Annotated in this window: 15 protein-coding genes and 2 pseudogenes; 7 read left to right on the top strand and 10 right to left on the bottom strand. The window is 34.0% G+C overall.

Annotated elements, in window-relative coordinates; all coding sequences use genetic code 11:
• The first annotated feature begins 49 nt into the window (after positions 1-49).
• From NSS70_RS17335 to NSS70_RS17325, 3 genes are all read left to right on the top strand, one after another.
• A complete protein-coding gene (locus NSS70_RS17335; RefSeq protein ID WP_063389154.1) occupies positions 50-454 on the top strand; it encodes a hypothetical protein in 405 nt (134 codons plus the stop codon).
• Positions 455-508: 54 nt separating this feature from the next.
• Positions 509-1,558, top strand: a complete 1,050-nt coding sequence (locus NSS70_RS17330; RefSeq protein WP_339210363.1) for a hypothetical protein — start codon at positions 509-511, stop codon at positions 1,556-1,558.
• A gap of 67 nt (positions 1,559-1,625) precedes the next feature.
• Positions 1,626-1,865 (top strand): hypothetical protein, encoded by a 240-nt coding sequence (locus tag NSS70_RS17325; protein WP_130157206.1) that lies wholly within the window; start codon positions 1,626-1,628, stop codon positions 1,863-1,865.
• A gap of 761 nt (positions 1,866-2,626) precedes the next feature.
• Here NSS70_RS17325 and NSS70_RS17320 read toward each other — a convergent pair.
• The 4 genes from NSS70_RS17320 to NSS70_RS17305 form a co-directional block, all read right to left on the bottom strand.
• Complete coding sequence (locus NSS70_RS17320) at positions 2,627-3,127, bottom strand: PTS sugar transporter subunit IIA (RefSeq protein ID WP_066250760.1); 501 nt, start codon at positions 3,125-3,127, stop codon at positions 2,627-2,629.
• 526 nt (positions 3,128-3,653) lie between these two features.
• Positions 3,654-4,445, bottom strand: a complete 792-nt coding sequence (locus NSS70_RS17315; protein ID WP_094244504.1) for a MurR/RpiR family transcriptional regulator — start codon at positions 4,443-4,445, stop codon at positions 3,654-3,656.
• A gap of 404 nt (positions 4,446-4,849) precedes the next feature.
• Complete coding sequence (locus NSS70_RS17310) at positions 4,850-6,208, bottom strand: 6-phospho-alpha-glucosidase (RefSeq protein WP_066250754.1); 1,359 nt, start codon at positions 6,206-6,208, stop codon at positions 4,850-4,852.
• Between the two features lie 188 nt (positions 6,209-6,396).
• A complete protein-coding gene (locus tag NSS70_RS17305; RefSeq protein WP_130157209.1) occupies positions 6,397-8,013 on the bottom strand; it encodes an alpha-glucoside-specific PTS transporter subunit IIBC in 1,617 nt (538 codons plus the stop codon).
• A gap of 346 nt (positions 8,014-8,359) precedes the next feature.
• Between NSS70_RS17305 and NSS70_RS17300 the strand changes: the two genes are divergently transcribed.
• The 4 genes from NSS70_RS17300 to NSS70_RS17285 all read left to right on the top strand — a co-directional run bounded on the left by NSS70_RS17300 (position 8,360) and on the right by NSS70_RS17285 (position 11,391).
• Complete coding sequence (locus NSS70_RS17300; RefSeq protein ID WP_130157211.1) at positions 8,360-8,539, top strand: hypothetical protein; 180 nt, start codon at positions 8,360-8,362, stop codon at positions 8,537-8,539.
• A 624-nt stretch (positions 8,540-9,163) separates the two neighbouring features.
• Positions 9,164-10,012, top strand: a complete 849-nt coding sequence (locus NSS70_RS17295; RefSeq protein WP_066248045.1) for an ABC transporter ATP-binding protein — start codon at positions 9,164-9,166, stop codon at positions 10,010-10,012.
• A 7-nt stretch (positions 10,013-10,019) separates the two neighbouring features.
• On the top strand, positions 10,020-10,664 hold the full coding sequence (locus NSS70_RS17290; RefSeq protein ID WP_066248048.1) for an ABC-2 transporter permease: 645 nt from the start codon (positions 10,020-10,022) through the stop codon (positions 10,662-10,664).
• 103 nt (positions 10,665-10,767) lie between these two features.
• On the top strand, positions 10,768-11,391 hold the full coding sequence (locus tag NSS70_RS17285; protein WP_340882045.1) for a hypothetical protein: 624 nt from the start codon (positions 10,768-10,770) through the stop codon (positions 11,389-11,391).
• Positions 11,392-11,629: 238 nt separating this feature from the next.
• On the opposite strand, the pseudogene NSS70_RS20920 reads toward NSS70_RS17285, so the two are convergent.
• The 6 genes and pseudogenes from NSS70_RS20920 to NSS70_RS17260 form a co-directional block, all read right to left on the bottom strand.
• A pseudogene (locus NSS70_RS20920) lies at positions 11,630-11,740 on the bottom strand (hypothetical protein); the annotation flags it as partial.
• 249 nt (positions 11,741-11,989) lie between these two features.
• Positions 11,990-12,919, bottom strand: a complete 930-nt coding sequence (locus tag NSS70_RS17280) for a hypothetical protein (protein WP_339197393.1) — start codon at positions 12,917-12,919, stop codon at positions 11,990-11,992.
• Positions 12,920-12,921: 2 nt separating this feature from the next.
• Positions 12,922-13,199: pseudogene (locus NSS70_RS17275) on the bottom strand (hypothetical protein); the annotation flags it as partial.
• A gap of 1,326 nt (positions 13,200-14,525) precedes the next feature.
• Positions 14,526-15,149, bottom strand: a complete 624-nt coding sequence (locus NSS70_RS17270) for a 4Fe-4S single cluster domain-containing protein (RefSeq protein ID WP_339195827.1) — start codon at positions 15,147-15,149, stop codon at positions 14,526-14,528.
• Positions 15,149-15,865, bottom strand: a complete 717-nt coding sequence (locus NSS70_RS17265; protein WP_339193338.1) for a ComEA family DNA-binding protein — start codon at positions 15,863-15,865, stop codon at positions 15,149-15,151. Before NSS70_RS17265 ends, NSS70_RS17270 begins: the two co-directional genes overlap by 1 nt.
• A complete protein-coding gene (locus NSS70_RS17260; RefSeq protein ID WP_066248063.1) occupies positions 15,866-16,078 on the bottom strand; it encodes a DUF2997 domain-containing protein in 213 nt (70 codons plus the stop codon).
• Between the last annotated feature and the right edge of the window lie 5 nt (positions 16,079-16,083).

Raw genomic sequence — 16,083 nt, 5'->3', positions numbered from 1 at the left:
TACGCTTACGTAGATTTGTTCCGATAAAATAATTACTGGAGGGATTATTTTGAAAAAAGGATTATATGCCAAATATAAAGGTGAGGACTATAAGGCTAGATTAATAGAGAATAAAGTTAGGTTAATTAGCTATAATGCAACAGATTTAGATAAGGGGTTTAAAGAAAAAAAATATCCAGATAATTATGACATTAGTAATCTCCCTAGAGTGTATATTAATGAAGTTGAACAGAATGAGATAGAAGATATTTATGAAATAGAACTTATTGGAGTGATTGATGGACTAGAGGTGCAAATATTAAATGAAAATGTTAATGAATATCTTGTTGCTACATCTGATGTTGCAATAGGAGTTGAGTTAGATCTAGACAGAAAAGATCGAGATACATTTATGGATTGGGTGCCAAAAAGTAGGGTTAAAACTATAACACATAAGAAATCAATCATACTCTGATTTTCACAAGGTGGGAATTTACTAAACATCGAGTAGGAGGCTAATGAATTAGAAGTGCCGCAGCATTTGAAAATCGGCGCAGCAAACGGTGCGCCTAAAGTCGGCCGATTCGTAGACAACGCCATAACAAATCTGAAAAATGCGATCCCTGACCGGCAAATGGGATTCGCCATGGAAGGGGTTGGGGATGTTAAGGTTCCGGCGGAAAATACGCATGCGGTGGAAAACAAAATCCGGGCATACTTGAGCAAGGTCGATGGGGTGAATGTTGGGGGGAATAAAGTTAACAACGATGGCTTCGAATATAACATTAAGGATATGGGAACAGGCGAAAGTACTATAGATCCTAAATTAGAAAAATATGTTTGTGAATCATTTGAAGGTATAGGGAAAGAGGCACAAGATAATTTCAATAAATATCTCAGAGATAATGTTTGGTGTAATGAAACGTTATCTAATGCTGAAAAGATTGAAATTATGAAAGCTAACTTCAATAAGTTAACACCGGAACAAAAAATAAATTTTAATGTTTTAAATGATGTTAGAGTGATAAAAAATGCTGATTATTCTAATTGGGGAGAATGGCCAGATATTGACTGGCCAAGTTTTCCAGATTTGAATAAAGATACTGCAATTGGTGTATTTAATAAAGAAACTGGAGAAATATTAATTCCAAGTGAACTAGATAGAATTGGAAGTCCTTTTGGCAACAATTTAGGTGTGGTAGAAAATGGTTATCATAGTACACAAAGTGAACGTTCTATTTGTTATATTGAAAATGAGTATGCGAGGAACACCTATTATTTTGATAAAACGTACTATAAAGATGCAATAGATGCTATTAAAAATTTTAGTATTGACCATCCAGAAGATTCTGTTAACAAAATAAATTCTATTATTGATAAATTAAATATAAAGATTGGAACTAATAATCCTCATATTACTGAAAATGTTATTGCCAATTGGTATTCTCAATATAAAGCTTTTCAATCAAATCCTGAATTGGTAGCTTTGTATAAAGAAAAAGAAATAGACTCAACATATGGTGTTATGGGGGAAGCAGCTCCATGGGAAAATAACTACGGGTGGTGTGAAACAAATTAACACTCCAATAAATGTGAAAGCTTTAGAGGATATCGGTATATTACAAAATAAAGGAGGTTGGTAAAAAATGACACGAACTGAATATGAAAATAAAATAAAAGAGTTAGGCATAGATTTGGAAGAATTGAATATTGTTATTGGTAGAAAAACCAATGTACCATTTTCAACAGGTTGCTACTTTGAAGGTGATAATTGGATCTTATATAATGTGGATGAAAGACAAAATTTTTCAATTATCGAGAGGGGAAATGAGAATCAAATTTTCAAATTTTTATATATGATAACGATGGGAAAAATAGGTAGATAGAAAATAAACATTTTAATTTGACCGCACTACTTATCCAAAGCTTCTAAGCTATTCCATGTCGATGAAATAAAATTAATAGTTAATGGAAATTAAATTTGACCGTAATAAATGGTTCAGAGAAGAGGGGTTTTTGAATCCTTTTTATGTTATCCATGATAATAAAGATCCAATATTGTAACAGGTTCGGAAGTAATATTTAATAATGAAAGTGATGCCCTTGATAACTTTATAAAAAGGCTTAGAACAGAAAAGCTGTTATTTTAGGATATATAATATTAGCTAAGAACAATAAGGTATTTAAGTAATAGAAACATAAAATTGATGTTAGTCTAAAAATTAGACACGGAGAACAGGGAGATTATAATAAACTTAATTACAATAGGTTTGTTTTTTGAAAATAAAAGTGCAGAGAATTGCAAAATCCTTATGCAGTGATATGCAAAGGAGCTTTACATGGAGGAGGAGCCATGATAACCTTTTTTGGTTTTGCCAAAACTGTTGAAGCTGGCGCTTGGCTAAAGAATCATGGCTACAGAAGATCCATGTCAAGCCCTTGATGGATAGATCACATATATGTATATTTATACAAAATTTTGATAAAGATATACTGCGACACTCTGAATTTTCTTCTTGCAGAAAATACCTTGCATCATTTTACAGAAATATATTTGGAAAATGCACAAATGCTTGGTAAGAATGTGCATCATCTAGGGGATTCGCAAAATTTTTCGCGGTATTTCGGATGTTAGGATGAAATTGCCCTAATTTACAACATAGCATTTCAATATATACTCTCCCCTTTGTATTTCACCAGCTTCCCGCACAACTATTTTCTCAGTCTTTTCAGCGCTATTTGTAATAATAATTGGCGTTACGATTTCTTTATTATTTTTTTCAATAAATTCTATATCAACATTCATTATGGGATCTCCAATTTTTACTTTTTGCCCTTCACTCACAGTTACTTCATAACCTTCACCATTTAATTCAACCGTATCTAGTCCAACGTGAATTAATACTTCTAACCCATGTTTTGTTCGAATACCTATTGCGTGCTTAGTAGGAAATACTTGAATAATTTGTCCTTTTACAGGGGACACCACCTTTCCGTCTTTAGGAATAACCGCTATCCCATCCCCCATCATCTTTTGGGCAAACACGGGATCCGGTACTTCTGATAATGAAATTACTTCGCCATACATAGGTGAAAAAATTTCTTCTATAATAGTTTTGGGATTTTTCGCAAATATTTTTTTTAACATACTAATTCCTTCTTTCTATCTATAATAATTTTATGAAAATTGTATTTTAATAATAAAGACAAGACAAAGAACAGACAGCAATCCAACAATAATGGTACTTCCGACAAATCTTAAATTTGCTCCTTTTTCCTTCCGGTTCAACGTACTATTTTTTATGAATTCTTTATGTGCTTTCCGGTATTTGCTAATAGCTAAAAGAAGCAACATACTGCCAAATATATTTCAACCAGCAATAATGAAATCGCCAACCTTCCTATTTCTAACTGGATCTGTTTTATAAATCTGACAACACCATTCTTGTCAATACACCAAAAAAAGATTTAACATGGCAAACACAAACAAATTTTAATGAAAGGATCCTCTTTTACTTGAGCAAAAAAAGGTTGGTTTGCCTGCAGCGACATTATATATAAATAATTAAGAAAGAGAAATGGGACGTATAAAAAAGATGACCGATATTTTAAAAATGCGCAAACTTTGTAATATGGAAGGGGAATCATTCGAATGTTTTTGTTGGCACGTTGTATTATGCGTCTTCATCTTTTCCCGCCCTTTCAATTGTTTCTTTTTTCTCTTTCAGGTAGTCAACATAATGGCTAAAAATAGCTTCTCCAATAATAAAAAAAGGGGCAAATGTTTTCAATTTTGTTCCGTTATGGCTTGCGAGATTTGAACTCCTGGCATATAAATTATACGGAGTCATTCTAGCCAAACGATTATTTACTAAATTTGTTATAGAGATAAAAGGAATTCCTTTGGCAACTAAATTTTGCACTGCAGGAAAAATTGTTGGTGTATCTCCTGATAAAGAAAAAATGATCACAACATCGTTTTTCTGCAAATCCTTTACAATTATTTCAAACTCCAATTGAGAGTGGATAACATTCAAATACTTTTGAAGCGGCAGAAACATTCTTTGCAACTCTAATGCACAATGTAATTGTGCAGTGCCCGTCCCAAAAACAAATACTTGATTGGCATTATATATCAATTCACAAACATCCGAAAAATCTTTGGTTTGAATATATTTGATTGTTTCATGAAGATCTTCCTGCAAAATTTCTACACCGCTTTTTTCTTCTACCGGATCCTCTCGACCTTGCCATTTTAAGAACACTCGGAATTCACTATATCCACTAAATTCCAATTTCTGTGCCAACCGCAATATTGAAGAGCGGGAAACATTGCATTTTTCAGCTAGATTATTAATCCCTAACGAATAACAAGTATTTTTATTATTCATAATGTACTTTAAGATGTGTAAATCTGTCTCATTTAATTTTTTATAATGTTTATTAATAAGTTCTTCTAATCTCAAGCCATATCCCCTCCTTCAATAAATAATTTATGTTTGCTCTTGTCATCTCCAAATGGCCGTGCCGTTAACTGCGAATAAATTCGCTGGCAGAACTATATGGAACTGTACTGGATTATTATCCTTTACATTCCTTCGGAAGCAGCCAAATGTAATGCCAGAACACTACAATACTTAGTTTAAAGGAAAAAAAGGTGTAAGTCTGCTGCTTGGCAAAAAATAATTTTTCATTAACAGAAGGAGGAGTGAAACAAAAAAAGGGGGTGTCTAATAATTCGTTTTTACGGCTTATTGACGCCCCCATTAATGTTTTAGAAACGTTGATATATCGGTGTTTATGATTTTTTGTTTTCAATGGGGATCTGACTTTCTGGACAGCCCCTTTTTATTTGATAAAATCGATCATCTTAAAAAAATTCGCTCACTACCACATCATCTTTATGAAGTTCAGGCCAGAAATCTTTATTTGCTTCAATTAAATCATCCAATATTTCTTTAGCAACTTTTGCACTCGGTACTGTTTTTGATAATGTTATTGCTTGCCATAATTTTTGGTAAGACCTTGTTATCCATGCTTCTACCACTAGCTTTTCCACAGATACTTGTTGTTCCATTAATCCTTTTTGGAATTGCGGGATTTCCCCGATCGATAGCGGTTCAGGACCATTGCTGCCGACAATGCATGGAATTTCCACCATTGCGGTCGGATCAAAATTGGAAATAGCCCCTTTATTTTCTACAATAAGCAACATTCTTTCATGAGTGTTATAAGCAATGGCACGCGCCAAATCTACAATATATGCTGCATGTTCATCTATATGAAGTTTACTGCCTTCTGTGGATTGATTTTCAATTATTTTTCTACATTCGCCGAAAACAAATTTTTCACGGCCTTCCATTACTTCATTTGCTCTTGTATAATTCGGGTTAGAATTTGCCACTACTTCATCCGGGAATAAATAGTATTTTAAATATGTGTTTGGCAACGTATCTGGGTCTAATGCATATACGTCTCTCGCTTTTAAGAATGTATCTTGCCAGCTAGCATCAACATGCTGATTGTCTCCGCTATCATTGACAACATACCCGTACTTTGCAACATGCTCCTTTAATTTAGGCATTAAATCATTTCCTTCTTTGTCGCGAATATCCGTCCACCATCCAAAATGGTTCAATCCATAATATCTTACCGTCATTTCTTTGCGAGATTTTAACCCTAAAATTCGCGCCATACGTTCTTCAATCCCGACAGGCATATCACAAATGTTAAGTACTTTCGAATGAGGACGGAGACGGCGCGTCGCTTCAGCTACAATCGCTGCTGGGTTGGAATAATTGAGCATCCATGCATTAGGAGAGTATTTTTCCATATAATCAATTAATTCTAATACTCCTCCAATAGAACGCATTCCATATGCAATTCCACCTGGCCCGCATGTTTCTTGACCAACTACACCATGTTTCAAAGGTATTTTTTCATCTAATTCACGCATTGCATATTTTCCTACACGAATATGCGCCATGACAAAATCAACATCTGTAAAGGCTTCTTCAGGATTTGTTGTTGCCAAAAATTCTATTTCCGGAGCTCTTTCTTTGAGAATTATTTCGCAAGCTCCTGCAATTGTTGCTTGACGTTCCTCATCATTATCATAAAGTTTTAATTTCCGAATTGGAAACTTATATAAATTATCTAATAACATCAAAACAATCCCTGGAGTAAAAGTACTTCCCCCGCCTGCAATTAATACCGAGAATTTTTTCATTTTTAGGTTTCCTCCTTTAATGCAATATCCTCTTTCATCCAAGTTATAACAATTCATTTGTATGAAAACAATATTTCTTAACCATTCTGGTCGCTATCTCAAGTTCAGTTCTATTTCCCATAAGAAGGGAATTTTCCCGCTTGTCAAATAAACAACATTTTAGAATTTGCAAGTAAATGTGGAGCCTTTCAGTTTTCTTTATATTGTTTTTTGCTAGAATCACTCAATAAATTCTCAAATTGTTCCCTTACTTGTGGAACCGATAAACCGACTATCACTTGAATTGCTTTCCCATTCTTAACAATTCCGTGGGCTCCAGCTGATCTAAATCGGCTATCAGGCGCTATTTTTGATTCATCTACTACTGTTACGCGGAGTCTTGTAGCACAGTTTGTTACATCGGCAATATTAGAAGATCCGCCTAGAGCTTCTAAAAATTCACTAGCTTGAACAAAATAAGCATTTTCTTTATTTGCACTATTTTTATTTTCTGCTTGCTTTTTAGCTTTGTAGTCTGCTTTTGTATACAGTTTTACTTCTTTTTGGTCATCTGCTTCACGACCTGGGGTAGCTACATTTAGCTTTACAATTAAATAACGAAACGTGAAAAAATAGATAACCGTAAATGCCAATCCAATTATCCACTGAGTGATATAAGTGGAAGTATGGTATTTGAATAACGGAATCCAGTTGGAGCTGGCAATTTCTAACAATCCACCACCCATATTACCAACTGCACCAAACGCATACATCACCGCAGCCATAGAAGCTGCTAAAAATGCATGTACAGCAAATAGAAGAGGAGCAACAAATAAAAATGTGAACTCTATCGGTTCTGTGATCCCGGCTACAACAGATGTTAAAGTTGCTGCAATCAACATACCTGATACGATTTTCTTTTTCTCAGGTTTTGCTGTTACGTATATCGCTAATGCAATGCCAGGGATTCCAAAAATTTTGGGCATACCATGCAAAGCAAAACCGCCTTCCGGGAACATTTCTTTTAATGAATGAGCACTTGTTGCATATTCCGATAAATGCTCCATCCAATATTTTGCAATTCCGCCATCAACAACTGCCGGGCCGTAGATAAAAGGACCGTATATAAAATGGTGCAGCCCCGTTGGAATTAAGATTCTTTCAAGGAATGTATACAACCAAACCCCTAATACATCAGAGGAAGCCAAAAACCCTTGTAAAGAAGCAATTCCGTTCTGAATTATCGGCCATCCCCACGAGGTAAGCAAGGCAAGAGGCAACATAGCAAAAAAACAAACAATGACAACAAAGGATGTTCCTTGGAAGATACCTAGGAAATCTGGTAGTTTTTTGTCAAAATATCGATTGTGGATTAAAACAACAATGGAAGAAATAACAATCGCACCGATAATATTTGTATCTAAAGTTTTAATACCGGCAATTTCCGTTAACCCGCTCACTCCTCCAACTTCTTGGCTAAAATCGACACCAAAATTTTCCCCCCAAATCGTTAAAATAGCGTTTACAAAATAATTGAAAGTTAAATAGGTTACGAGTGCTGCTAAAACAGCTCTCGCGTGTGCTTTTTTCGCTAATCCAATAGGGATGCCGGCAACAAAAAGCAACGGGATTTGATTAAATACTGTCCATCCACCTTCCTCTATTACCGTCCAGAATTTATACCATGCTCCATCTGGATCAGCCAAAGAACCCATAATATCCCCGTTTTTAAATAAAATTGTGAGACCTACAAGTATCCCCGCAAATGGGAATAATAATACTGGCACAAACATCGCCCCACCGAACCGTTGGATTTTTTGCATCATCCTTGATCCACTCCTTTTCTAGCAATTAAATAACAATACTTAAGAAGAAATTTGTGGGATCTGTTATTTCATGCAAAAGATGATTGCCATAGCAAAAATGTCAAGGTGCTTATAGTTGCAACTATAAACTGTCAGCGCTTACAATTAATTTATATTAAAATCTAATTTTTAACAATAACTTGGCAAGATGTCGGGACTTATCCTTTCCATTTGAACATTTTCCCACAGTTTGAAAAATTTCACGAACTTTTCAAACTGGAAAAACATATAAAATTTCTTTCTCACGGTTATTCACTATGTAGCTTTAGCTTCCCTAAACATCGAGTAGGAGGCTAATGAATTAGAAGTGCCGCAGCATTTGAAAACCGGCGCAGCAAACGGTGCGCCTAAAGTCGGCCGATTCGTAGACAACGCCATAACAAATCTGAAAAATACGAACCCTGACCGGCAAATAGGATTCGCCATGGAAGGGGTTGGGGATGTTAAGGTTCCGGCGGAATTGAGGGGAATTTTGGTTACTCCATAATTAGTGGGGAAAGTAAAGAGCCTCAAGAAGTTATTAATACTGTATATGAAACGGTTTTTAGATTTAAAAGGGATCCGATAAAAAGAGATAATGCACAACGTGTAATAAATAAGGAAATTGGTTGCTTTTTAAGGTCTATTAATTCGCCTCAATTTATTGCAAATCAATTCACACGTTATCATTTCAATGGGACGAATTTATTTGACGTAAAAATATTAGAAAAATTAACCGAAAAGGACCTAGAAGAAGTACTACACTTACATTTTTCTGATGAATCGAGTTCGACACTAATCATTAAGTAAATGATACTTGTTATTTTTCTATAAATTTTTTTATTTAATGTAGTGTCAAGGTAGTATCCATCTATTAATTTAACATCAATCAATGGAAAAATACTATTTATTCTCTATATTATTTTCATAACCTTGGATGTACAAACAAAAATAAGTAAAAACATAGGCTCTTAGACCTAATAAAAAAACAAAACGATTCAAAAGCCCCTTTTAAAATGTATTATTCTACATTATTATTCTGAATAGAAAGATAATTTTTGAAAAAATAAATGATTTAACGGGTGTAAGTAGAATACATATATATACTAAGATAATATGTTGGAGTGAGAAAATGTCGTACTTATTAGATGTTCAAAATATTACAAAGCGATATGGCAATAAAGTTGTTTTAAAAAATGTTACATTCAATGTTCCGTCAGGATCAATAGTTGGCTTTATTGGTGATAATGGTGCAGGTAAATCTACTACATTTAAAACAATACTAGGTCTAGTTTCTCAGGATTCAGGTAGAATTAAAATCTTTGGCAAAGAAAATATACATAAACAGCCTAAGATGAAGGAAAAAATTGGAGTTGTGTTCGATGCTATGAATTTACCGGCGCACCTAACAATCAAACAACTAAATAAAGTTTTTTTGAGAATATTTAATACTTGGAATCAAGATGATTTTTTCCGATTGGTTAATTCTTTTTCTCTCCCCGAAGATAAACAAATATATAAATTTTCTCGTGGGATGTCAATGAAACTTTCTATAGCTGTTGCACTGTCACATAATGCAAAACTACTATTACTAGATGAGGCAACAGGAGGGCTTGATCCCTCATCAAGAGAACAAGTCTTAGGTGAGTTAAAAAGCTTTGTGAGAGAGAGTAGTGGTGGGATATTACTTTCTTCTCATATTATGAGTGATATTGAGAAAATTGCTAGTCATATTGTTTTTATCAAAAATGGTGAAATTTTATTAAATGAGAGAAAGGACAAGATTCTTGAAAAATTTGCAATTGTTGATATCAAAAAGGAACGATTATCTTTACTAAATAGAAATATAGTTGTTGCAAAAAGGGACTATGGTTCTTATTCTAGAATACTTGTATCAAATAAAATGGAATTGCCAAAGGACCTTAGCTCTAAAAAGATTTCAATGGAAGAACTTAGTCTCTTACTAACTAACAGGGAGTGAAATTTAAGTGAAAGGTCTATTATTGACAAACTATTACCTAGTTTATCGAAGTATTTTTGCATATGTAGGTCTCGCATTATTGATTTCTGGTGTACTTTTATTTTTTGCAGGGCCTATGGTAAGTGGTGTGGCCGCTATGTTAATTATATTATTAATGACTTTGCCTTCACTTGAAGTTATAAAAATAGAGAGTAAGTCTGGTTATGATAAATATGTACTTACCTTACCGGTTAGTAGGTCTAATATTGTCCGAAGTCACTATATTTTTTACTTATCGGTTGTGATTATCGGAGCATTTCTTTCATATATTGTTATTTATACATATGATCTAATTTTTGAAACACAAATAAATGGCATAATTAATATTATTTCTTCTGGAATTTTCGTAGTTCTTTTAGCAGGTGCGCTTATATACCCGTTCCTCTATATCTTTGGTGCAGACAAATCTGATGCATTTGTACTTGGAGGAGGATTTGTAGGTCTATTTGTTTATTATGGAATCAAATTCTTAGTAGAAGATTTAATAGACAAATTACCGTTATCCATAGATTCGTCTTTATTAGTTCCGATTTTATTTATAGTACTTGGTATTACTGTATTTACTCTCTCATATTTAATTGCTGTAATTATTTATCGAAAGAAAGAATTTTAGACTATGTGATTAGTACATCAAGTAGGCGCAAAAAATCGTGCCCGTAGAGGCTCCATGTCAAGCCTTTTTTGCACACGCACCACATTCATAGCGAAAGGAGAGAATGGATAACTTAAATATTATCAATTTGTGTCTTGACAAAGGGGTGCATTACAAAGTTTCTGTCTATCAAAAAAATTATGATAAAGACAATGTGTATTTCGATATGTCTATAAAATGTAAAACTAATATTGTCAACAAAAAAATGAGATTATATGAAGTCCAAAGAAATAAAGAATTTTTGATTGGACAATATGCCGATTCGGAATTTGGCCAATTGGCATTTTATATTGTTGTGTATAGTTACTTTAATCAAGATAAACCAAGTAATAGCGTAAGAAAAATGCTGCGAAATATAGGAGAAGATGTTAATGTTAATAAAGCAAATAAAATCCTTGAAGATCATATAGGGAAAAATTATTTTTCTTTGTATAGGAAAGAAATTGGAAAAATAAATATTGATAAAATAAATGAAGATCGTTGTGATGTTTTTTACTTGTCTCTTGAGAATAATATAATCCCAATTGTCCGAAACAAAAGATTGCCAAGTGCATTTGTGATAATTTACAATTATGGCTTTTATTTAAAGCAATTTGACTCCTTAATGAAAAAGATCATTTCACATTACAATTTAAAATTAAAGAAAGAAGAAACAAAAGAATTAAAGAGATTGTATTTAAAAAAATAATTACAGCGGTGATAGTTACGAAACTGATTTAATTTATCATAAACACTAAAATATGAAGTCTTAATTCATAGAACCTCAGCTTTTTCTTTATTATCGCGGTATCCCCCTATGCCACTCGTAACTCGTTTTTAATGGAATCAAAAAGATTAGCTTTTTAAACTAATCCCAGTTTGTCGACTTTGTCGATAAGCTGAAAGCACGTTTCTGGAAATCATGAAACGTGCTTTTCCTATATCTTTTATTCTTTTAAACCATCATTTTTGAAATGATAATAAATCTTTGGTGAAGCATCTTCTTTTATTTCGATTCGATCAACCAAACGGTGAAGCATCTCAGAAGTTAGTTCATTGAAATGTCTATTAAATCATTTTGTAGTCTTTCCTCATATTTCTTTCGTTCACGTTTGGATTGATAGTAGATTTTTCCAGCTTAAGCTTCAGTTTATTCGAAAGCAGATTATTGATTTCTTCAGTTATTAAGCGGTAATTTTCATTGCAAGCAATTTTCTGTTGGTTGAGCTTTTTCAATATTTTGCTCAACTTTTGTTAAAAAGTACAAAAACTTCCCCCTATCTTTTAACACGGATCAAATGAACAATTTATTTTTCTTGCAATAACATACGCCAGTAATTTTCAATTCGATTGAATGTGTCATCGGCACGCTGTGCAACAAAATCTCTTGCCAATTGGTAATCTATATCCCTTGGTGAGATGCCTTTCGTAGCAAATGAAAGCAGTTGTTCTTTTGCTTTTGCAAGCACTCCAGACAAATCTTCTTCATTTTGAATGCTCTCAAACATTTCTTGATAATTTTTGATGACTGATTCAATTTCTGCTTGTGTATATACCGTTTTCCCAAGTTTATTCGTCATGGACAGCTCACGGCTTTGTTGGTATGTTAAAGGAGCATTTAGTGACCTGATTTTGGCTCGTGCTGCGATGAATCGCTCCTCTACCGATTGGTGATTTATGGCTATTTTCGTATTGTGGCGGACATAATCTTGAATCAGTTGATCAAATCCTTTTTTTACATCACCGCTTAAAAACGTATCACTGAAGTATTGAAGTGCAGCTGTTGAAGAAGCCAATTCAAGATGGGCTTCATAAGAATGCTGTTGTTCTTTACTAATTCCAAAAAGGCTAATCCCTAGATATGGCGACAAACTATCTACTCCGTCCGTTATGTGTTGTAAGATGGATTCTACTTTTTTTACTTCTTCATTACTTAGCGAATCAAAGTATTTGGATTCATATAAATATTGGCTGAACACAAGCCATTGATCCTTTGGCCGATAAGAGAAAATATCAGAAGGGTCAGCGTTTTCTACGTGAAAAAACTTTTCCATCGGTATGGCCATCAAGCCTTGAACTTGTTTGATTTCATCCGAAATCGTAAGTTTATAGGCTTGTCCGTTTCGGATGACTTCCACTTGTTGTCCGGCCAATGGATTTTTGATTTCGTGTACGGATGGCATTTTGGCTCTATTTCGAGCGACTATTGCTCCGATATATCCAAGATCAATTTTCACGGTTATTCCCTCCTATCTAAATAATTAATGGAAGGCAATGGTTCAACTTTGCTTTCATAGTAAAAATTCAATGCACTAAAGAAATCGATTGATTTACCTGTTTTTAAATCGACGATTAAAATGTGATTGCCATAGTTAAAATCGCCAGTTTCCAGTCTGCGTTGTGTTGTTTTTTTAAAGTATCAACAAACGAACTATAGTAGTACGGGTTTGGACCAGATTAATATTGTGATTCGTGCTATGTAAAAAGCGTACCTACTTCCAGATATCCCGTAATTGCAAAAATCGGAACTTGCAGAGTTCATGTTTGGTTGGTCTTCCGCAAAGCTTTTCTGCACACAATAGTCATCAAAGTGATAATTAAATTGAAAACCAAACAATTTCATTATTTATAATCGGCTTTTTAAATAAATAGTTAAATGATTATAAGGAAAAATTTAAATAATCTACCTAAAACTTTCTATTTTAAGTAAAATATCCTAGGATTTGAGGCGCGTCATCCAGAAATTGGATGGAATAAGTAGTCAATGAGGGATTGTTTGTTGCAAATGGTAAAAAAGTTAAAAATATCATAAGTATATCGCCTGATTTTAAACATGTATTATCAATTAGAGTGGGGATGCCGTTTACTTGAGGTCTTATTACGGAATTCTGTCTCGTCCAAAAGAAAGGCTTCCCTATAAAACAGATGGGGAATTTTAAAGTGGAATAGTTAGCGAATGTTATTGCCGCCGTTACATATAAAACCGTTGATCATACGATTCAACAATTTATCTGGACTTATGGTGATCGCGGAAACGGAAGGTTCTATTATTATGTCGGGGCTGAAATCCATGGTCGATGGCAAGGAAATAACGTTGAGGTTGTGAGCCATTCAGAAGGAATTTCTGTTACTCATAAATGGTAAAAAGGAAATTATTTTACTGGGATCATATTACTCAGTTTGGCACTCTTGCTGTCGTTTTAATGAGACATAACGAAGAGATTTGGACTATATCATTAAATGAAAATTTTGTGGCTGATTACGCAGACTCCGAACATACAACTGGTGAAATTAGTTTATATAAAGCAACAATGAAAAAAATAAGCCTATCATCCTGCATTATAAAGCTTCGCAATAACATCTGCCGCCGGTTGGTATACGAGAAAGTAATCGATTGCCTAGGTGAAAATGACCTGGCAACCACAACCTTATGATTGAGGATTTGGTAAATTAATCCTGTATCAGCTAATGAGAAATGGGCAGAGCGAAAGTTGCCAGGATTGGCCGAAGTACAAGCAGCCCTCGAGCAAATGTTTGAAGAACTAAATAATGCAAATCAAAAAAATAGGAGGATTCCCACTTTCCACATGGGGGTGTCTAATAAGTCGTTTTTACTACTTATTGACGCCCCCTTTGATGTTTTAGAAACGTTGATATATTGATGTTTATGATTTTTTGTTTTTTATGGGGATTTGATTTTCTGGACAGCCCCGTGTGGAGAAACATTCCAAATCCATTTCAGAGACCCCCTATCTATCTTGTATTACACAAAATTTTTGACGGTACCTGAAAGGTAGGGGATTATCTATTGTTTCTTTATCAAGTGCACCTAACAAATAAAAATTAAGTATTTGATCGGATACGTTTAAAAGTGTGCTGATTCAATATTTCTTTCAATGTATCTTTCGTTGCCATTCCGTTCACTGAGATTGTACCATTTTGAGAAATTCGAATTTCAATTTTATTTTGGAATTGATGAAAGTTCGTTTCTAAATGTTTATAAACATCCGTGAGGAAATGATAGTTTTGATTGGATGAACCAACCCAAGGACGGCTTAAATCTAATTTTTCTTCGATAAAAGGTCCATCGATTAGCAAATCTGTCACTGATAGCAGCCGTTGATTTTGTTTTTGTTTTTTCAAATCATCATATAAATACCCTGTAAATGTCATAACTGTTAAGCCGAGCTGTTTCACTTTTCTTCCTAGTTCCCCTAAGGCTTCAGCTTGATCAAACGGTTCTCCTCCAAGAAATGTGACGCCTTCAATCTCGTTTTGCTCTTTACTATCTTTAATGAATTCAAATAAATTCTCCACATTCATTTTTGTACCGTTTTCATTTACCCAAGTCCAAGGAACGGCACACCCTTTACAACGAATTGAACAACCTTGTACCCAAATTGCAAATCTTTTACCTGGTCCTTCCACTTCAGTAACTGGAATATAACGATGTATGTACAGTTCCATCAAAAGTCCACAACTCTTCCTCGTTCCATTTTTTTCTTTTGATTTCCTTGATTATTATCGTCTGTATTAAACTGTAAATATGGTCTCATTTTTTCAGCTACATGAGGCTTAATCCCAAGAACTTGGATAAAGTGTTCGAAATTTTGAAAGAATCCTACCCTTTCTCTCTCTGCAAGTATTTTTTTCGCAAAAATCAATCCAACCCCAGGTACCTTTGCAATTTCTTCTGCTGAAGCATGATTAACATCGATTTGTTTACTTACGCTTTCGTTTTCAATTGATGGCTGCATTGGGTTTATAAATTCTTCCTTTGGAGAAATCACTTGCTGTTCATCATTCGATTCAAGGATATGTTCTTTCGCAATAGCTTCTTTTAATTGCTTTAAATTTTTTTCTTGTACTTTTTGCTGTGATTCAAGACGGAGTAAATATTCAGGTCTAATTCTAAAAACATGAAAGATGGAAGAAACCCAACTAATAAGTGCTAATGCAAACGCGATATCAAATAAGAAATGTCCTTCTTCTGCAATTAAAAATATGATAAAAGGTAAAGTATATATGAGTCCTGCAAAAAACCATTTTCTTTGTCTTACTCTGAAAGCTGCATAGAAAAAAGAAATATAATTAAAAAAAGCAAAAGGGAAAAAGACCCATAGCATCCAGATGGAGTTACGTAATTCCCAACCTATCCCCTTCTCAGTTATACTCCGCATCATTCACTCCTCCTTTAGCTTCAATTTATTTTGTTCAGTTATAGTTTCTTCAAATTGAAAATATTCTTCTTTATAATTTGAATCAACTGTTTCCGATTCGAGTAGTTTCTCCAAAAGGTCAATATACTTGATGCATTCTTGTCCCTTCATGCCAATTGTTTCCGCAAAGATTTTACCGTCTTCTGTCAATTTGATCTGTATTTTTTTGGTTCCCATAGCAT

It is taken from the genome of Aeribacillus sp. FSL K6-2848 (assembly GCF_038004325.1).
In the GTDB taxonomy this organism is placed as follows: domain Bacteria; phylum Bacillota; class Bacilli; order Bacillales; family Aeribacillaceae; genus Aeribacillus; species Aeribacillus composti.
Note: the sequence above shows the minus strand (reverse complement) of the source record. Positions and strands in the feature narration are given on the sequence as shown.